The organism is Streptomyces sp. NPDC025833 (genome assembly GCF_055558055.1).
Genome location: NZ_JBVHNF010000018.1, coordinates 13,590 through 32,651, shown reverse-complemented (window position 1 = coordinate 32,651; position 19,062 = coordinate 13,590). Strand labels below are relative to the sequence as shown.

The following is a 19,062-nucleotide window of genomic DNA, read 5'->3' as shown; positions in this document are numbered from 1 at the left end:
GGGGCCGCCGCGGTACGTGTGCCCACCCCGTGCGAAAAGGGCGGGCCCCCGGACCGAGGTCCGGGGGCCCGCCCTTGTGGACGCTGCCGACGCCGTTGTCGCTACCGGTCCCGCGGGCCGGTCAGTTGTCGTCCTCGTCGATCAGGAACCCGCGCATGGGCGAGGGAGCCTGACCCATCGGGGACGGGCCCTGCGGGCGGACCGGGGCCATGGGCTGGGTCATCGCCGGGGTCATCTGCTGCTGGCCGCCGTAGGACGGGCCGGACGGGGCGGGCGAGTTGCCCAGCGCCTGGTTGCCGCCGTAGGACGGGGCGCTTGCGCCGGCCGGGGCCATGGAGGGCGTCGGGGACGGCGGCAGCGACGCGGCGGCGGGATTACGCGGCGGCGCCAGGGAGTCGTCCGCCTGGGTCTCCAGCTGACGCAGCTGCGACTCCAGGTACGACTTCAGGCGCGTGCGGTACTCGCGTTCGAAGCCGCGCAGGTCCTCGACCTTGCGCTCCAGCGTGGCGCGTGCGGACTCCAGGGAGCCCATCGCCACGCGGTGCTTCTCCTGCGCGTCCCGCTCCAGGGCGTCGGCCTTGGCACGGGCGTCGCGCTCCAGACCCTCGGCGCGGCTGCGGGCCTCGCCGACGATCTTGTTGGCCTCGGAACGGGCCTCGGCGATCGCCTGGTCGGCGGTCTGCTGGGCCAGCGAGAGGACACGGGCGGCACTGTCGCCACCCGGGGCCTGACCGGGGCCGCCCATCGGACCGCCCATGGGGCCGCCCATCGGACCGCCCATCTGCTGCTGCATGGGCGGCTGACCGCCCATCTGGCCCTGACCCATCGGGCCCTGGCCCATCTGCCCCTGACCCATCGGACCCTGGCCCATCGGACCCTGGCCCATGGGGCCGGGACCCTGCGGGCCGCCCTGACCGCCGGGGCCGGCGGGCAGCTGCGGGGCACCGCTCGGCAGCTGGGGCGGACCACCCATGGGGCCACCCATCTGCTGCTGCGGCGGGCCCGATATGCCGGCGGGCACCGGTGCGCCGGGACCTCGCATGCCCTGCTGGGGGTGCTGCTGCTGAGGATGCTGCTGAGGATGCTGCTGCTGCGGATGCTGCTCCTGCTCCGGAGGCTTGCGCATGTTCTGCTGGTTCTGCGCGGCGGCTCGCGTCGCGGCGGCCAGCTTCGCGCGCAGGTCCTCGTTCTCGCGGAGCAGACGGGTCAGTTCGGCTTCGACCTCGTCGAGGAAGGCATCGACCTCGTCCTCGTCATAGCCTTCTCGGAGGCGGACGGTCGTGAACTGCTTGTTCCGCACGTCCTCGGGGGTCAACGGCATCTCTTCACCTCAACGTAGTCATCGGCAGTCGGCAAGACCGGATCGTCCACCCTCATCTCACGAAATGCTGCGCGACGGAGATGAGAATGTAGACGATGATCATCAGTACGAAGAAGGACAGGTCGAGCGCCACGCCCCCGAGACGCAGCGGCGGGATGAACCGCCGCAGAAGCTTCAGCGGTGGATCGGTGACAGTGTAGGTGGCCTCCAGGAGGACCACCATCGCCTTGCCGGGTTGCCACGAGCGGGCGAACTGGAAGACGTAGTCCATGACCAGCCGGAAGATGAGGACGACGAGAAACAGCATCAGCGCGATGTAGATCACCTGCGCGAACACGCTCATGGCCTGACGTTCCCTCTCCCCTGTTCCCGTGCTCTTCCGTACTTCGGTCCGGTCGTGCGTCTCAGCTCTGGTTGAAGAACCCGCCCTCTGCGATGCGGGCCTTGTCCTCCGCCGTGACATCGACGTTAGCAGGAGACAGCAGGAACACCTTCTGCGTCACCCGCTCGATGCTGCCGTGAAGACCAAACACCAAACCGGCCGCAAAGTCGACAAGTCGCTTGGCGTCCGTGTCATCCATCTCCGTCAGATTCATGATCACCGGAGTGCCCTCGCGGAAGTGTTCCCCGATGGTACGGGCCTCGTTGTAGGTCCGGGGGTGAAGCGTGGTGATCCGGTACGGCTCTCGTTCCGACACGACCTTGGGCATGATCACCGCCGCGTTCTTCTCCAGGGACTGACGTTCTTGTGTGATGGATGCCACGGGCGCGATGCGCGCCGGACGTCCGGATTCCGCGGCGAGCGAAGTCGCGCGGGCCACCGGCTCACGGGGGGCGGGGGGTTGCACGATTCGCACTTCTTCGTCCCTTTGGGACTGATGCGCGCCATGCGGCTGATGTGACGGTTCGTGCCGTCGGTGGTCCCGCTCGGGCTCCGGGTCCAACTCGGGCTCGAAGTCGTCGTCGGGGTCGAATCCGCGGCCGTCGTACCCATCGTCCTCCACGAGGCCGAGGTAGACCGCCATCTTGCGCATCGCGCCGGCCATTCTCTGAGTCCTCCGCTCTGTGGTGGATCGACTGACGTCTGCCAAGTGCCCGCGATCCACGTGGTCTTTGTGCCCAATTTCACGGGCATTGACCATATTTTCTGCTGTGGTCCGACTTCCTGGCGACGTTACCCGAGCCTGGGGCGGACTCCGAGTACCGCGGTGCCGACGCGCACATGTGTCGCCCCGGCGGCCACGGCCTGTTCGAGGTCCGCGCTCATCCCTGCGGACACCATGGTTGCAGCCGGATGGACTCGGCGCAGGTCGGTCGACAAATCCATGAGGCGCCCGAACGCCGCCTGTTCGCGTCCCGCGTACTCGCCGGCCAGCGGCGCGACGGTCATCAGCCCGTCGAGCCGCAGTCCCGGCGACCCGGCGACGAGGTCGGCCAACTCTTCGATTCCCGCCGGGGCCACGCCCCCGCGCTCCCCCCTGCCGCTCGCGTCCGCGTCGAGCGCCACCTGGATCAGGCAGCCCACCTCGCGCCCGGTCCGCACCGCCTCCTTCGACAGGGCCGTGACGAGCCGGGAACGGTCGACGGACTGCACGACACCGGCGTAACCGACCACGGAACGCACCTTGTTGGTCTGCAACTGACCGACGAAGTGCCATTCCAGCGGCAGATCCGCACAGGCGGCGGCCTTCGGCGCGGCGTCCTGGTCCCGGTTCTCGGCCACGTCCCGCACACCGAGTGCCGACAGGATCCGCACATCACTGGCCGGGTACGTCTTGGTGACCACGATCAGGGTCACCTCTTCCCGGGCGCGCCCGGCCGCCGCACACGCGGCGGCGATGCGCTCCTCCACCTTCGCCAGGTTCGCGGCGAGTTCGGTCTTACGGTCCGTCATGCCTCATCAGTCCAGCCAGACGTAGCCGGCGAGGCGCCCGGTGGCGCGGTCGCGGCGGTACGAGAAGTGGTCGTGCGACTCCAGCGTGCACACCGGCGACTGCGCCCGGTCGCGCACCCCGAGCCGGTCGAGCTGCGCGTGCACGCCGGCGCTCACGTCGACCGCCGGTGTGCCCCAGCTCGTCTCGGCGTGCGCCGCCGGCTCGACGGCGGCCACCTCGGCGCGCATCGCCTCCGGCACCTCGTAGCACCGGCCGCACACGGCCGGTCCGGTGCGGACGACGATCCGCTCCGGGGCGGCGCCGAGTTCCACCATGGCCCGCACGGCGGCGGGAACGACTCCCGCGACCATGCCGGGCCGACCGGCGTGCGCCGCGGCGGCGACCCCGGCGACGGGGTCGGCCAGCAGCACCGGCACGCAGTCGGCGGTCAGGACGGCCAGGGCGAGGCCGCGGCGGGCGGTGACGACCGCGTCCGCCTCCGGCGCCGGCCGCTCGCCCCAGGGTCCGTCGACCACGGCGACCTCGGCCCCGTGCACCTGGTTCATCCAGACCACCAGGGCCGGGTCCAGCCCGAGCGACTCGGCGGCCAGCCGGCGGTTCTCGCGTACCGCCTCGGGCGTGTCGCCGACCGCGCCGCCGAGGTTCAGCTCCTCGTACGGAGCGGCGCTCACCCCGCCCCACCGGTCGGTGAAGGCGAAGTGCGCGCCGCTCACGCTCTCGTGCCGACCTATCACTTGAGGAAGTCCGGCACGTCCAGTTCCTCGGCCGTGCTGTCCGAGTAGGTCCGCGGCGCCGGCGTCACCGGCGGGGCGACCGGGAGGTCGGGCACCGGCTCGGGCGCCGGCTCCGGCTCCTCCTTCGGCTTGACGCTGCCCAGCGAGCCGAAGGACGGACGGCTGGGCTCGCTCGGCCGGGACGGGGCGGGCTCCTCACGGCGGCCGGCGGAGGGCGCGGCGGCCGAGCCGAGGACGTTGTCCCGGCGGGCCGGCGGCTGACCGCCGTCGAAGCCGGCCGCGATCACGGTGACCCGGACCTCGTCGCCGAGGGCGTCGTCGATGACGGCGCCGAAGATGATGTTGGCCTCGGGGTGGGCGGCCTCGCTGACCAGCTGGGCGGCCTCGTTGATCTCGAACAGGCCGAGGTCGGAGCCGCCGGAGATGGAGAGGAGCACGCCGCGGGCGCCGTCGATGGACGCCTCCAGCAGCGGCGAGGAGATCGCCATCTCGGCCGCCGCCACCGCGCGGTCGTCGCCGCGGGCCGAGCCGATGCCCATGAGGGCCGAACCGGCCTCGGACATGACCGACTTGACGTCGGCGAAGTCCAGGTTGATCAGGCCCGGGGTGGTGATGAGGTCGGTGATGCCCTGAACACCGGAGAGCAGGACCTGGTCCGCGGACTTGAAGGCGTCCAGGACCGAGACCTGGCGGTCCGAGATGGACAGCAGCCGGTCGTTCGGGATGACGATGAGGGTGTCGACCTCCTCGCGCAGCTCGGCGATGCCGTCCTCGGCCTGGTTCGCGCGGCGCCGTCCCTCGAAGGTGAACGGGCGCGTGACCACGCCGATGGTGAGCGCGCCGAGCGAGCGCGCGATGTTGGCCACGACGGGTGCGCCGCCGGTGCCGGTGCCGCCGCCTTCACCGGCCGTCACGAAGACCATGTCGGCCCCCTTGAGGACCTCCTCGATCTCCTCGCGGTGGTCCTCGGCGGCCTTGCGGCCGACGGCCGGGTTGGCTCCGGCGCCGAGTCCGCGGGTGAGTTCACGGCCGACGTCGAGCTTGACGTCGGCGTCGCTCATCAACAGCGCCTGCGCGTCGGTGTTGATGGCGATGAACTCGACGCCCTTGAGACCGACTTCGATCATCCGGTTGATGGCATTGACACCACCGCCGCCGACACCGATGACCTTGATGACTGCGAGGTAGTTCTGCGGTGCTGCCACGTCGAAGGCCTCTCGCCTCGAATTACGTCGCCGTCACCGTGCGGTGCCCCGCGCGGGGACGGCAGATGCCGAATGGGACGGTCCGTAGCGCCGACCCGAACCCTAACCTTGAAGTTTAGGGTTACCAGTGTGTCTGTTCCCTGGAGTCTTCTGAACAGGACACTAAGTCGACAAGCGGCGCCCGTTCAACGAACACGCCGAACCTCCCGTTTTTCTTTTCACCCTATGTGATCAGCCATGGCGGCGCCCAACCAGGGTGCTGGCCTGCGCTGATGTGCGTCAACTCCCCGATGACACGGGGGCGGTGGGCACGCTGACGTCGAAGTGCCGTGCGCCGGGAGCTGCTTTCATGAGTGCCGTGAGGGACCGCGCCTTGGCGCGGCCCTCCTCGTCACTGCCCCACGCCACCGTGCGGCCGTCGCCCAGCAGCAGTGAGACGGCGTCGTAGGACCGGACTTGGACGGTCCGGGTGGACCGGGCCACGGACGGGGGCAGGTCGCCGGCGACCCGGACGGCGGCGCGCACCAGCCGGTCGGCGCCGAAGCGGCGCAGGCTCGCGGCGCCCGGCCCCTTCCGGGAGGCGGCCAGTTCGAGCACCGGGACGCCGCCCGGCGCCCGCGCCACCGTGGCGAACCGGACGCCGCCGTGGTCGACTTCGACGAAGCCGCCGCCCTTGCGGACCAGCAGGACCGGAGTGCGCTCGACCACGTCCAGGCTGATGCCGTGGGGCCAGGACCGGGTCACGTCCACCGTGTCGATCCGGGGCAGCCCGCGGCGGAGCCGGGCCCCGATGGCGTCCGTGTCGACGGAGGCCATCGGCGCCCCCACGGGGACGGCCGCCGCCCGGCGGACCTCCGCGGGGGTCAGCGCGAACGTGCCCGACACCGATACCTGCCTGACCCGCAGCCACTGTGAGCCGTACAACACCCAGGTGGTGGCGGCCCCCAGGAGCACGGCGAGTGCGGCCAGGAGGGCGAGCAGGCGGACGCGGGGCCGCCGCAGCCCGCGGGCGGGCGGCGGGCCGGACGACTTCTGCTGGCGTTCACCGCGCTGGGCGGTCGTCGGTCCGGCCACGCTCACTGCCCCTTCGTCATATGGTCCTAACGGCGTGAGGCGATCGCCTCGTACACCATGCCGACGAGCAGGTCGTCGGCGTCCCGGCGGCCGAACTCGCTTGCCGCCCGGGACATCTCGTACAGCCGGTGCGGGTCGGCGAGCACGGGCAGCACGTTCTGCTGCACCCACTCGGGCGTGAGCTCCGCGTCGTCGACGAGGAGTCCGCCGCCCGCCTTGACCACCGGCTGGGCGTTCAGCCGCTGTTCGCCGTTGCCGATGGGCAGCGGGACGTACGCGGCCGGGAGCCCGACGGCGGAGAGTTCGGCGACGGTCATCGCGCCCGCGCGGCACAGCATCATGTCGGCCGCGGCGTACGCGAGGTCCATCCGGTCCAGGTAACTTACCGGGACATAGGGGGGCATTCCCGGCATCTGATGCACCTGTGGCAGTTCGTTCTTCGGGCCGACCGCGTGCAGGATCTGGATGCCGGCCTGCTGGAGCCACGGGGCGACCTGCTGGACCACCTCGTTGAGCCGGCGGGCGCCCTGCGAGCCGCCGGAGACGAGCAGCGTGGGCAGGTTCGGGTCGAGACCGAAGCGGGCGCGGCCCTCCGGGCGGGCGGCGGCGCGGTCCAGCGTGGAGATGGACCGGCGCAGCGGGATGCCGATGTAGCGGGCGTCGCGCAGCTTGCTGTCCGGGGTGGAGACGGCGACCCGGGCCGCGTACCGCGAGCCGATCTTGTTGGCCAGTCCCGGGCGGGCGTTGGCCTCGTGGATCACGATGGGCACGCCGAGGCGCTTGGCGGCCAGGTAGCCGGGCAGGGCGACGTAACCGCCGAAGCCGACCACGCAGTCCGCCTTGGTGCGCTCCAGGATCTGCTCGGCGGCCTTGATGGTGCCGCGCAGCCGGCCCGGGACGGTGATCAGCTCGGGGGTGGGCTTGCGGGGCAGCGGCACCGCCGGGATCAGCGCCAGCTCATAGCCGCGCTCCGGGACGAGCCGGGTCTCCAGGCCGCGCTCCGTGCCCAGGGCCGTGATCCCCACGGTCGGGTCCTGCCTGCGCAGGGCGTCCGCGAGGGCGAGCGCGGGCTCGATGTGGCCGGCGGTCCCCCCACCGGCGAGTACGACATGCACCGAAATTCACCGCTCTCCGGACGAGCGCGCCGCCGAGGCACGCCGTCGCATCGTGTTCCATCTCCGAGGCCCCCGCTCGGCACCGGAGCCTCCCGCACGCTTTCTACCAAAGCGGGGTTGCCGCATCGCAAGCGCCGCCCGCGCAGCGGGCTCGTCGCGCGCGAAGGCGATCAGCAGCCCGATGGCGAACATGGTCGGCAGCAGGGCGGACCCTCCGTAGGAGAACAGCGGGAGCGGGACGCCGGCGATCGGCAGCAGGCCGAGCACCGCACCGATGTTGATCACCGCCTGGGCGGTGATCCAGGTGGTCACGCCTCCCGCGGCGTACCTCACGAAGGGGTCCTCCGTGCGTCCGGCCACGCGGATACCCGCATAGCCTAGAGCCGCGAACAGGGCGAGTACCGACAGCGTGCCCGCCAGCCCCAGTTCCTCACCGGTGACGGCGAAGATGAAGTCGGTGTGGGCTTCCGGGAGTTGGCCCCATTTTTCCACACTCGCGCCGAGCCCGGAGCCGAAGAATCCGCCGGAGGCGAGGGCGTAGATGCCGTGCACGGCCTGCCAGCAGTCGGCCGCGCCCGTCCTGGGCTCGGTGGCGCCGATGCAGGCGAGCCGGGCCATCCGGTTGTCGCTGGTCTTGATCAGGACCACGCCGATCAGGCCGGCGATCGAGAGCACCCCGGCGAACAACCGGGTCGGCGCCCCCGCGAGCCACAGCAGGCCGAACAGGATCGCTGTGAGAATGATCGCGGTTCCCATGTCGCCGCCGAGCATGATCAGCCCGAGCAGCAGGAAGGCGCCCGGCACCAGGGGCACCAGCATGTGCTTCCACTGGGTCAGCAGCTTGCGCTCCTGCTTGCGGGCGATCAGGTCCGCGCCCCAGAGGACCAGGGCCAGCTTGCCGAACTCGCTCGGCTGGATCTGGAAGGAACCGCCGAGGGAGATCCAGTTCTGGTTGCCGTTGACCGACATCCCTATCCCGGGGACCTGCACCAGGACCATCAGGAAGACGGCGGCGGCGAGGATCGGGTAGGCCAGCGCCCGGTGCAGCTTCACCGGCATGCGGGAGGCCGCGAACAGCAGTGCGCCGCCGATGAGCGCGGCGAGCGCCTGCTTGCGGAAGAAGTACGAGCCGGGCAGCGAGAGCTGGAGCGCGGTGATCTGGGAGGCCGAGTAGACCATCACCAGGCCCAGCACCGTGATCAGCACGCTGCCGCCGAGGATCAGGTAGTAGGCCGTCAGCGGGCGGTCCCAGGCTTTGCGCGCGCGGGTGACCAGCCGCCGCACGGGGTTCTCGGGCGCGGCGCGAAGGACGGCGGGACGGCGGGCCGCCCGTTGTACGGGCGGCCGGCCGGTACGGCTACCGGGCATCGGCGCCTCCACTGAACGTCGGCCGTCCCACGCGTCCCTCCCAAGATCCGCCCGGCAGGCGGCCGGGGTCAGGCTCCGAGTTCGCGGACCGCCGCCGCGAACGCGTCGCCGCGCTGGTTGTAGTTGGTGAACATGTCCATGGAGGCGCAGGCCGGGGCCAGCAGCACCGTGTCGCCGGGCCGAGCCAGCCGCTTCGCTTCCGTCACCGCCTGGAGCATCGCCCCAGTGTCGGTCCGGTCGAGGTCGACCACGGGTACTTCCGGGGCGTGTCGCGCGAGGGCCTCGCGGATCAGGGCCCGGTCGGCGCCGATCAGCACCGCGCCGCGCAGCCGCTCGGCCGACTTGGCGACCAGCTCGTCGAAGGTCGCGCCCTTCGCCAGACCGCCCGCAATCCATACGATCGGTTCATATGCCGCCAACGAGGCTTCCGCCGCGTGCGTGTTGGTCGCCTTGGAGTCGTCCACGTACGCCACCCCGTCGAGGTCGGCGACGTGCGCGATGCGGTGGGCGTCCGGGCGGAAGGCCCGCAGGCCGTCCCGCACCGCGGTGGCGGGCACCCCGAAGGCGCGCGCGAGGGCCGCCGCGGCAAGGGCGTTGGCGATGTTGTGCGGGGCCGGCGGATTGACGTCGGAGACCTCGGCCAGCTCCTGCGCGTTGCGCTGCCGGTTCTCCACGAAGGCCCGGTCTACCAGGATCCCCTCGACGACGCCGAGTTGGGAGGGGCCGGGCGTGCCCAGGGTGAACCCGACGGCCCGGCAGCCCTCTTCGACGTCGGCCCCGCGCACCAGTTCCTCGGTGGCGGCGTCGGCGGCGTTGTAGACGCAGGCGACCTGGTTGCCCTCGTAGATACGGCCCTTGTCCTGCGCGTACGCCGCCATCGAGCCGTGCCAGTCCAGGTGGTCCGGCGCGAGGTTGAGGACCGCCGCCGAGTGCGCCCGCAGGGAGGGCGCCCAGTGGAGCTGGTAGCTGGACAGCTCGACGGCGAGGACGTCGTACTCCTCCTCGCCGAGGACCGCGTCCAGCAGCGAGACGCCGATGTTGCCGACGGCGGCCGTGCGCAGCCCGGCCGCCCGCAGGATCGAGGCCAGCATCTGGGTGGTGGTGGTCTTGCCGTTGGTGCCCGTCACCGCCAGCCAGGGGGCCGCGCCGGGTCCGCGCAGCCGCCAGGCCAGCTCCACGTCGCCCCAGACCGGCACGCCGGCCGCGGCGGCCGCCAGGAACAGCGGCTTGTCGGGCTTCCAGCCGGGCGCGGTGACGATCAGCTCGGTGCCCTCGGGCAGGGAGGCTCCGTCGCCGAGGCGCACGGTGATGCCGAGCGCCTCCAGCTCCGCGGCCTGTTCGCGCGCGCGTGCGTCGTCGCCGTCGTTGACGACCGTGACGGCCGCACCGCGCGCGTGCAGCGCCTTCGCCGCCGGTACGCCCGAGACGCCGAGTCCCGCGACGGTGACGCGCTTGCCCTGGAATTCGAAGAGCTCCGAGGTGGAGGTCACTTGTCCGCTGCCCATCCCGCGTAGAAGAGGCCGAGTCCGACGATCACGCAGATGCCCTGGATGATCCAGAAGCGGACCACCACGAGGACCTCGGACCAGCCCTTGAGTTCGAAGTGGTGCTGGAGCGGTGCCATCCGGAAGACGCGCTTGCCGGTGAGCCGGAACGAGCCGACCTGGATGACGACCGACATGGTGATGAGGACGAACAGGCCGCCCATGATGGCCACCAGCAGCTCCGTGCGGGAGAGGATGGCCAGGCCCGTGAGGACACCGCCGAGCGCGAGCGAACCGGTGTCACCCATGAAGATCTTCGCCGGCGAGGTGTTCCACCACAGGAAGCCGAGGCAGGCGCCCATCAGCGCGGAGGCCACCACGGCCAGGTCCAGCGGGTCGCGCACCTCGTAGCAGGCGCCGGGGTTGGTGAGGGTCTGCGCGTTGGCACAGGACTCCTGGAACTGCCAGACCCCGATGAAGGTGTAGGCGCCGAAGACGAGGACGGAGGCGCCGGTGGCGAGACCGTCCAGACCGTCGGTCAGGTTCACGCCGTTCGACATCGCGAGGATCATGAACAGCGCCCAGACCACGAACAGCACCGGGCCGATGGACCAGCCGAAGTCGGTGATGAACGACAGCTTCGTGGACGCCGGGGTGTTGCCGCGCGCGTCGGAGAACTGGAGCGACAGCACGGCGAAGGCGATGCCGACGATCAGCTGGCCGGCCATCTTCGCCTTGGCCCGCAGGCCCAGCGAACGCCGCTTGACGATCTTGATGTAGTCGTCGAGGAAGCCGACCAGGCCCATGCCGAACATCAGGCCGAGGACCAGCAGGCCCGAGTACGTCGGGGGCTGACCGGTGATCACCTTGGACAGGAAGTACGCGGCGATCGTCGCCAGGATGAAGGCGATGCCGCCCATCGTCGGCGTACCGCGCTTGCTGGCGTGCTCGCGGGGGCCGTCGTCACGGATGTACTGGCCGTACCCCTTGCGGGCGAGCAGCTTGATCAGCAGCGGAGTGCCGATCAGCGTCAGGAAGAGGCCGATGACACCCGAGAACAGGATCTGCTTCATCATCGGGCATCAACCCCACGCCCGGTGCCGGCCTCGGCGAGCGCCTCGGCGACGCCCTCCAGCCCCACCGAACGGGACGCCTTCACGAGTACGACGTCCCCCGGGCGCAACTCGCTGCGCAACAGGTCGATCGCCGCCTGTGCGTCGGACACGTGCACCGACTCCTCACCCCACGAACCCTCGTTATATGCGCCCAGTTGCAGCCAGGAGGCCTCAACCCCCCCGACGGCGACGAGCTTGCTGACGTTGAGCCGGACGGCCAGCCGTCCGACGGCGTCGTGCTCGGCGAGCGCCTCGTCCCCCAGCTCGGCCATCTTGCCGAGCACCGCCCACGTGCGGCGCCCCTTGCCCATGGCCGCGAGCGCCCTGAGGGCGGCCCGCATGGACTCGGGGTTGGCGTTGTAGGCGTCGTTGACGATGGTCACGCCGTCAGGGCGCTCGGTGACCTCCATGCGCCAACGGGAGAGGGAGCCCGCCTCGGAGAGCGCGAGGGCGATCTCTTCCGCGGACATGCCCAGCTCATGGGCGACGGCGGCCGCGGCGAGCGCGTTCGACACGTGGTGCTCACCGTACAGGCGCATGGTCACATCGCTTGCACCGGAGGGTGTGTGAAGCCTGAACGCGGGCTGTCCGCTGTCCGTGAGTCGCACGTTCTCGGCGCGTACGTCCGCTTCGGCCGACTCTCCGAAAAGGACCACCTTCGCCTGGGTACGGGAGGCCATGGCCCGGACCAGGGGGTCGTCGGCGTTGAGGATCGCCGCGCCGCCGTCGGCCGCGGACGGCAGGGCCTCGACGAGTTCGCCCTTGGCCTGCGCGATCTGCTCGCGGCCGCCGAACTCGCCGATGTGGGCGGTGCCGACGTTGAGGACCAGACCGATCCGCGGCGGGGTCAGCCCGGCGAGGTAGCGGATGTGGCCGATGCCGCGGGCGCCCATCTCCAGCACGAGGAAGCGCGTCTCCTCGGTGGCGGACAGGGCGGTGAGCGGCAGCCCGATCTCGTTGTTGAGCGAACCGGGCGTGAAGACGGTCGGCGCCTTGCGCCGCAGCACCTGGGCGATGAGGTCCTTGGTGCTCGTCTTGCCGGCCGAGCCGGTCAGCGCGACGAGGGTCGCGCCGAGCCGGCGCACGACGTGCCGGGCGAGGGCGCCGAGAGCGGTCTGGACGTCGTCCACCACGACGGCGGGGACACCGACCGGCCGGGAGGCCAGCACGGCGACCGCGCCGGCCTCGATGACCCGCGCCGCGTAGTCGTGGCCGTCCACGCGCTCGCCGACGAAGGCGGCGAACAGGCTGCCGGGCACCACCTCACGGGAGTCCCGGACCACCGGCCCCGTCACGTGCACGGACGGATCCGGTATGTCGTGCGTCTGCCCGCCGGCGACTGCTGCGATCTCGGCGAGGGAGAGGGCGATCACAAGTTCATCCCTGGGTCTTCTGGATAGCTTCGCGGAGCACCTGGCGGTCGTCGAAGGGACGGATCACGCCGGCGATGTCCTGGCCCTGCTCGTGCCCCTTGCCCGCGACCAGCACGGTGTCGCCCGCGTGGGCGCGCCCCACGGCGGCGGCGATCGCGGCGGCCCGCTCCTCGAAGAGGACCACCTCGCCGCGCTCGTGCGCGGGCACCGAGGCCGCGCCCCGGAGCATGGTCGCGAGGATCGCGAGGGGGTCCTCGGAGCGGGGGTTGTCGGAGGTCAGTACGGCCGTGTCGGCGAGCCGGGCCACGGCGGCGCCCATCGGTGCGCGCTTGGTCTGGTCGCGGTCGCCGCCGCAGCCCAGGACGACGTGCAGCCGGCCCTTGGTGACCTTGCGCAGCGCCTTGAGCACGGATTCGACCGCGTCGGTCTTGTGGGCGTAGTCGACGACCGCCAGGTACGGCTGCCCGGCGTCGACGCGCTCCAGACGGCCCGGGACGCCCGGTACGGCGGCGATGCCGTCGGCGGCGGCCTGCGGGTCGAGGCCGGCCACGGCGAGGGCCACGATGGCGGCGAGGGTGTTCGCCACGTTGAAGGGGCCGGCCAGCGGCGACCTGGCCCGGATCCGCTCGCCGTTCGGGCCGAGCACCGTGAACGTGGAGTCCAGGGGGCCGACCTGGACGTCCTCGGCACGCCAGTCGGCGTCCGGGTGGCCCTCGGCGGAGAAGGTGACGACCGGGACGGTCGCCTCCTCGACGAGCCGGCGGCCGTACTCGTCGTCGGTGTTGACCACGCCGAGTCCGCTGCGCCGGGGGGTGAAGAGCTGCGCCTTGGCCCGGAAGTAGTCCTCCATGTCGGAGTGGAACTCCATGTGCTCCGGGCTGAGGTTGGTGAAGACGGCGATGTCGAAGACGCAGCCGTCGACCCGGCCGAGGACCAGGGCGTGGCTGGAGACCTCCATGGCGACCGCCTCGACGCCGCGCTCGCGCATGACCGCGAACAGGGCCTGGAGGTCGGTGGCTTCGGGGGTGGTGCGCTCGGACTTGATGCGCTCGTCGCCGATGCGCATCTCGACGGTGCCGATGAGCCCGGTGGCGCGGGCGGTCCGCAGGCCGCCCTCCACCAGGTAGGCGGTGGTGGTCTTGCCGGAGGTGCCGGTGATGCCGATCTGGAGCAGGCCGCGGCCCGGGTGGCCGTAGATGCCGGCCGCCAGTTCGCCCATCCGCGCGCGCGGGTCGTCCACGACCAGGACGGGCAGGCCGGTCGCGGCGGCGCGCTCGGCGCCGCTCGGGTCGGTGAGCACGGCGACCGCGCCGAGGCCGGCGGCCTGCGTCACGAAGTCGGCGCCGTGCAGCCGGGCGCCCGGCAGGGCGGCGTACAGGTCGCCGGGGCGGACGGCGCGCGAGTCGTGGGTGATCCCCGTGACCCCGGCGGAGCCGGCCGGAGCGGCGGCGCCCAGCTGATCGGCGAGTTCCGCGAGGGGTGTGGCGGAGACCTGAACCGGTCGCGGCGGCCCCGGGTATGTCACGGAAGCGCCCTTCTGGGTGGTTTGGGACTGATCAGCGTGTGGCACGGCGGTGAGCGTACCGGGCTCGGCCGCTCCGGAGCGAAGCGAGGGGTTCGCGGCCCCCTGGTTCCCGGGGTCGGGAGTGATCGTTGTCACGAGTTCGTTCCTGGTGTTTCCGTGCTGGCCAGTGGGGTGCTGGTCAGGGCTTGTACTCGACGGGCAGGTTGGCGGGCTTCGCCCCGGTCGGCGGGACCTGGAGGGTCTTCAGGGCGAACTCCATCACCTGCTTGTAGATCGGACCGCAGATCTGGCCGCCGAAGTAGTTGCCGGAGGTGGCGTTCTGGATGGCGCAGTAGACGGTGATCCGCGGCTTGTCGGCGGGCGCGAAACCGGCGAACGACGAGGTGTAGCCGCGGTAGCGGCCGGTGGCCGGATCCACACGGTTGGCCGTGCCGGTCTTGCCCGCCACCCGGTACCCGGGGATGCGGGCCTTCACGCCGGTGCCCTGTTCGTCGTCGACGACGGACTCCAGCATCCGGGCGACGTTCCTGGCCGTCTCCGCGCTGATCACCCGGGTCTGCGCGGGCTTCGGCGCGGGGGTGAACTGCCCGTCGGCGCCCTTGGTGCCGCGCACCAGGGTCGGTTCGACGCGGACGCCGCCGTTGGCGATGGTCGAGTACACCGAGGCGGCCTGCATGGCGTTGATGGAGAAGCCCTGGCCGAAAGGGATCGTGTACTGCTGCGAGGTGGACCACTTCTGCGGCGGCGCGAGGATGCCCGGGGTCTCGCCGGGGAAGCCGAGCCCGGTGTAGCCGCCGATGCCGAACCTGCGCAGGTAGGAGTGGAGGACCTTGTTGGCCTCGGCCTGGCTCCGGCCGAGTTCGCCGGTGGCCAGGATGGTGCCGATGTTGCTGGACCGGGCGAGCACGCCGTTGAGGGTGAGGTACCAGGTGCGGTGGTCGACGTCGTCCTGGAAGAGCCGGTCGCCGCGGTGCAGCCGGTTGGGGACGACGACGTGGGTGAGCGGGGTCGCGGCCTTCCGCTCCAGCACGGCCGCCATCGACATCACCTTGGCGGTCGAGCCGGGCTCGTAGGCGTCCTGGAGGGCCGGGTTGCCCATGGCCTCGCCGTCGGCCGCGGACAGGTCGTTGGGGTCGAACCCGGGCGAGTTGGCCATGGCCAGGATCTGGCCGGTGCGGGTGTCCTGGACGATGACGTAACCGCGGTCCGCCTTCGACTTGCGCACCTGCTCGCTGATCGCGTCCTGGGCGGCCCACTGGATGTCGCGGTCGATGGTCAGCTCCACGTCGGAGCCGGGCACGGCGGGCGTCTCGCTGGACCCGGCCGTGGGCACCTCGCGGCCGCCGGACTGGGCGTAGCGGAGCTGGCCGTCCTTGCCGGAGAGCTGCTTGTTCAGCTGCTGCTCGATGCCGCCGGCGCCCTGGCCGTCGGCGTTGACCCAGCCCAGCAGCCCGGCGGCGAGGGCGCCGTTGGGGTACACGCGCTGGCTGCTGGGGTCCGCGAAGACGCCGCCCAGCACGTTGACGGTGCTCTTGTCCGTCCCGGCCTTCTTGGCGAGGGCGGTCTTCAGGTCCTTGATCTGCTTCCAGACCTGCGGGGTCTGCCGGACGGCGAGCCGGGTGTAGCGGGAGTTCCTGTTCTCGGGCCGCAGTTTCGCGACGAGCGCGGCCCGGTCCTGGCCGAGGATCGGGGCGAGCAGTTCGGCCGCGCGCTCCGGTCCGTCCTGGATCTTCAGCTGCTTGGGGCCGAACATGGTCGGGTCGGCCGTGATGTCGTACGCGTCCTCGCTGACGGCGAGCGCGACACCGTTGCGGTCGGTGATCCCGCCGCGTTCGGCGGCCAGGGTGTGCACCACGTACCGGTTTCGCTCGGCCCGCGCCGCGTACGCGCTCGCCTCGACGGCCTGCACCTGGAGCAGCCGTACGACGAAGACCAGCAGCACCAGGCCGAAAGCGAGCCCGACCAGGCGCAGCCGGGGCCGGGGGCTGCCGAGCCGGAGCGGGCGCGGGGGCATGGGCCGGGTCCCGCTCGGGCGGCGGGCCGGCCGGGCACCGGGCCCGGGCTGCCGCCGGACGGCGCCCCGCGGCCGGGGAGGCTTGACGGGCCCGGGCACACGGCGGCGCGGCGCTTGCCTGTCGGACACTTCCGTCACCTGCCGGGAATCGAGGGAATCGAGGGAATGGACTGGGAGGCGGCCACCGGGACCGGTGGCCGGGCCGGACGGCACCGCCCCACGCGCGGAACCGGCCCGGCGCCGCGCCGGAAACGGCCGGCACCGCCCCCGTCACCCGGGCGGGGCGCACCCGCGCCCACACGGCGGCGCGGCGCTTGGCTGTCGGACACGTCCGTCACCTGCCGGGGGTCGGGGTGGCGGGGGACTGGGGAGCGGCGGCGGGCGGCGCGGTGGCCGCGGGCGGTTCGGTGGCCGCGGGCGGTTCCTGCGGCTGGGCCGGCAGGGCGGGCGGCGCCGCCGCGCCGGGGGCCGGGGGGACCTGGGCGGTGGACAGGTCCACCGCCGGGGTCAGCGCCCCGGGCCCGGCCGGGCCGGTGAGGACGGCGGCCTCGGGGGCCGGGCTGGGGACGCCCATGACCTTGCCGTCCGGGCCGAGGAAGGCCGGGTCGCCGCCCGGGACCATGCCCAGCTCGTGGGCGCGGCGCTGAAGGGCGTCGGGGGCCGAGTACGCGTCGATGTCCCGCTGGAGGGCCTGTTCCTGGTCGGTGAGGGCCTTCGTCCGCTTCTGCAGGTCGGCGAGTTCGAACGAGCCTTCGCTGAGCGCGGAGTTCAGCACCAGCAGCCCGATGAGACCGCCGCCGAGGAGCAGCACGACGAGCAGGACGAACGGGGTGCGGGCCGCCCGGGCCCGGCCGGCCGGGAAGAGCCGGGCGAGCCGGGCGGCCCTTCCCTTCAGCGCGGGTTTCCTGCTCACTTCTCCCCCGGTGCCTGGCGGATCGCGCTCCCCCGGTGCGCGGGGGGAACCCTCCGGCCGGTCTCGCTCACTCGACGTCCTCCCTGATGCGCTCGGCACCCCGCAGTCTGGCCGGTGCGGCGCGGCGGTTCTCGGCGATCTCTTCCTCGGTGGGAAGTTCGGCACCGCGGGTGAGCAGCTTGAGCCGCGGCTGGTAGCGCTCGGGCACGACCGGCAGGCCGGGCGGCGCCGTCGAGGTGGCACCGGCCGCGAACACCTGCTTCACGAGCCGGTCCTCCAGCGAGTGGTACGACAGGACGGCGACGCGCCCGCCGACGTCCAGGGCCCGCACGGCGGCCGGGATCGCCCGCTCCAGGACGGACAGTTCGCCGTTGACCTCGATGCGCAGCGCCTGGAAGGTGCGCTTGGCCGGGTTGCCGCCGGTGCGCTTCGCGGCCTGCGGGAGGGCGTCGCGGATGAGTTCCACGAGCCGTGCGCTGTTGTCGAACGGCTGCTTCTCCCGCTCCCGCACGATCGCCGAGACGATCCGCTTGGCCTGCTTCTCCTCGCCGTAGGCGCGCAGGATGCGCACGAGCTCGCCGGCCGGGTAGCTGTTGAGGACCTCGGCGGCGCTGATGCCGGTCGTCTGGTCCATGCGCATGTCCAGGGGCGCGTCCTGCGCGTAGGCGAAGCCGCGGCCGGCCTCGTCCAGCTGCATGGAGGAGACCCCGAGGTCGAACAGGACCCCCTGCACGCGCGCGATGCCGAGCCGGCGCAGCACGTCGGGCAGCTCGTCGTACACGGCGTGCACGAGGGTGGCGCGGTCCCCGAACGGAGCCAGCCGTTCGCCGGACAGGCGCAGCGCCTCGGTGTCCCGGTCGAGGCCGATCAGCCGCGCCTCGGGGAACCGGGCCAGCAGCGCCTCGCTGTGCCCGCCGAGGCCGAGGGTGCAGTCGACGACCACGGCTCCGGGGCCCTGGAGGGCGGGCGCCAGCAGGTCCAGGCACCGCTGGAGCATCACCGGGACGTGTCGACTCTGGCTCAAGGGGGCCTCTCAGTTCCGGCGGGCCGTACGCACCGTCGGTTCCCCCGAGCCGTACGTACGCGCCGCGCGCGCGAGGAGACGTTTCCGGGCACGTGCCGGGGTCTCCGGGGGTCTCACCAGGGGAGAGACTCGTCTCCCGCCTCCGCGTCACTTTAGTCCACCCCGTCTCCGGGTCAATCAACCGCACTGCGCGTCGCGCACCGGGACCCGGGGGAATCCCCATTCGCGGCGATCCACCCGTTCGGCGCACCTTTGGCCGCCCTGTGGGTTACCTCACAACAACCCGCGCGGGGCTTCTTTGTCCCCTCCCACAGCAGGCCGGACCAGTGCGTGACCAGTAACGTCGTCGGTATGACGACTTCTGCAGCAGCACCCACCGGCCCCGAAGACGCCATGAACCCCGGCGCCGCCGTGACGGACCGTCTCGTGGCGGCCAACCAGCGGTACGCGGAGGCGTTCACCGACCCCGGCATGGACGCCCGGCCGGTCCTGCACGTCGCCGTGGTCGCGTGCATGGACGCCCGCCTCGACCTGCACAAGGCCCTCGGCCTCCAGCTCGGCGACTGCCACACCATCCGCAACGCGGGCGGCGTGGTCACCGACGACGTGATCCGGTCCCTGACCATCAGCCAGCGCAAGCTGGGCACCCGCAGCATCGTGCTCATCCACCACACCGGGTGCGGCCTGGAGTCCCTCACCGAGGACTTCCGCACCGAGCTGGAGATGGAGATCGGGCAGCGGCCGTCGTGGGCGGTGGAGTCGTTCCGGGACGCGGACCAGGACGTGCGCCAGTCCATGCAGCGGGTGCGCACCTCGCCCTTCCTGCTGCACACCGACGACGTGCGGGGCTTCGTCTTCGACGTGCGCACCGGTCTGCTGCGCGAGATCGACCCGGCCTGACC

General features: G+C 72.0%; 17 protein-coding genes. 1 reads left to right on the top strand and 16 read right to left on the bottom strand.

What is annotated here, in order from left to right; all coding sequences use genetic code 11:
• Positions 1-121: 121 nt before the first annotated feature.
• From ACZ4K2_RS28930 to rsmH, 16 genes are all read right to left on the bottom strand, one after another.
• Positions 122-1,321: a DivIVA domain-containing protein gene (locus ACZ4K2_RS28930; RefSeq protein WP_467469436.1), complete on the bottom strand. Its 1,200-nt coding sequence runs from the start codon at positions 1,319-1,321 to the stop codon at positions 122-124.
• Between the two features lie 52 nt (positions 1,322-1,373).
• Positions 1,374-1,664: a YggT family protein gene (locus tag ACZ4K2_RS28925; protein ID WP_467469434.1), complete on the bottom strand. Its 291-nt coding sequence runs from the start codon at positions 1,662-1,664 to the stop codon at positions 1,374-1,376.
• 61 nt (positions 1,665-1,725) lie between these two features.
• Positions 1,726-2,367 (bottom strand): cell division protein SepF, encoded by a 642-nt coding sequence (locus tag ACZ4K2_RS28920; protein WP_467469432.1) that lies wholly within the window; start codon positions 2,365-2,367, stop codon positions 1,726-1,728.
• Between the two features lie 128 nt (positions 2,368-2,495).
• The gene (locus ACZ4K2_RS28915) at positions 2,496-3,215 is read right to left on the bottom strand and encodes a YggS family pyridoxal phosphate-dependent enzyme (protein ID WP_467469430.1); all 720 of its coding nucleotides are present in this window, start codon (positions 3,213-3,215) and stop codon (positions 2,496-2,498) included.
• Between the two features lie 6 nt (positions 3,216-3,221).
• Positions 3,222-3,929, bottom strand: a complete 708-nt coding sequence (pgeF, locus tag ACZ4K2_RS28910) for a peptidoglycan editing factor PgeF (RefSeq protein WP_467469428.1) — start codon at positions 3,927-3,929, stop codon at positions 3,222-3,224.
• Positions 3,930-3,946: 17 nt separating this feature from the next.
• Complete coding sequence (ftsZ, locus tag ACZ4K2_RS28905; RefSeq protein WP_467469426.1) at positions 3,947-5,155, bottom strand: cell division protein FtsZ; 1,209 nt, start codon at positions 5,153-5,155, stop codon at positions 3,947-3,949.
• 279 nt (positions 5,156-5,434) lie between these two features.
• Positions 5,435-6,229, bottom strand: coding sequence for a cell division protein FtsQ/DivIB (locus ACZ4K2_RS28900; RefSeq protein WP_467469424.1), 795 nt, complete (start codon positions 6,227-6,229; stop codon positions 5,435-5,437).
• 26 nt (positions 6,230-6,255) lie between these two features.
• Positions 6,256-7,344 carry an undecaprenyldiphospho-muramoylpentapeptide beta-N-acetylglucosaminyltransferase gene (gene murG, locus ACZ4K2_RS28895; protein ID WP_467469422.1) on the bottom strand — a complete coding sequence of 363 codons (1,089 nt, stop codon included), beginning with the start codon at positions 7,342-7,344 and terminating at the stop codon, positions 6,256-6,258.
• A 6-nt stretch (positions 7,345-7,350) separates the two neighbouring features.
• The gene (gene ftsW / locus ACZ4K2_RS28890; RefSeq protein ID WP_467469420.1) at positions 7,351-8,712 is read right to left on the bottom strand and encodes a putative lipid II flippase FtsW; all 1,362 of its coding nucleotides are present in this window, start codon (positions 8,710-8,712) and stop codon (positions 7,351-7,353) included.
• Between the two features lie 68 nt (positions 8,713-8,780).
• Entirely contained in the window at positions 8,781-10,217 is a 1,437-nt protein-coding gene (gene murD, locus ACZ4K2_RS28885) for a UDP-N-acetylmuramoyl-L-alanine--D-glutamate ligase (protein ID WP_467469418.1), read from the bottom strand.
• A complete protein-coding gene (gene mraY, locus ACZ4K2_RS28880; RefSeq protein WP_467469416.1) occupies positions 10,199-11,272 on the bottom strand; it encodes a phospho-N-acetylmuramoyl-pentapeptide-transferase in 1,074 nt (357 codons plus the stop codon). Before mraY ends, murD begins: the two co-directional genes overlap by 19 nt.
• Complete coding sequence (locus tag ACZ4K2_RS28875; RefSeq protein ID WP_467469414.1) at positions 11,269-12,684, bottom strand: UDP-N-acetylmuramoyl-tripeptide--D-alanyl-D-alanine ligase; 1,416 nt, start codon at positions 12,682-12,684, stop codon at positions 11,269-11,271. The genes mraY and ACZ4K2_RS28875 overlap by 4 nt, the downstream gene beginning before the upstream one ends.
• A 4-nt stretch (positions 12,685-12,688) precedes the next feature.
• Positions 12,689-14,209: a UDP-N-acetylmuramoyl-L-alanyl-D-glutamate--2,6-diaminopimelate ligase gene (locus ACZ4K2_RS28870; protein WP_467469412.1), complete on the bottom strand. Its 1,521-nt coding sequence runs from the start codon at positions 14,207-14,209 to the stop codon at positions 12,689-12,691.
• A 178-nt stretch (positions 14,210-14,387) separates the two neighbouring features.
• Positions 14,388-16,352 carry a peptidoglycan D,D-transpeptidase FtsI family protein gene (locus ACZ4K2_RS28865; protein ID WP_467469410.1) on the bottom strand — a complete coding sequence of 655 codons (1,965 nt, stop codon included), beginning with the start codon at positions 16,350-16,352 and terminating at the stop codon, positions 14,388-14,390.
• A 205-nt stretch (positions 16,353-16,557) separates the two neighbouring features.
• Entirely contained in the window at positions 16,558-17,136 is a 579-nt protein-coding gene (ftsL, locus tag ACZ4K2_RS28860; RefSeq protein WP_467469408.1) for a cell division protein FtsL, read from the bottom strand.
• A 67-nt stretch (positions 17,137-17,203) separates the two neighbouring features.
• Positions 17,204-18,160 carry a 16S rRNA (cytosine(1402)-N(4))-methyltransferase RsmH gene (rsmH, locus tag ACZ4K2_RS28855; protein WP_467469407.1) on the bottom strand — a complete coding sequence of 319 codons (957 nt, stop codon included), beginning with the start codon at positions 18,158-18,160 and terminating at the stop codon, positions 17,204-17,206.
• A gap of 351 nt (positions 18,161-18,511) precedes the next feature.
• On the opposite strand from rsmH, the gene ACZ4K2_RS28850 reads away from it, so the two are divergent.
• Complete coding sequence (locus ACZ4K2_RS28850) at positions 18,512-19,060, top strand: beta-class carbonic anhydrase (RefSeq protein WP_467469405.1); 549 nt, start codon at positions 18,512-18,514, stop codon at positions 19,058-19,060.
• Positions 19,061-19,062: the final 2 nt, after the last annotated feature.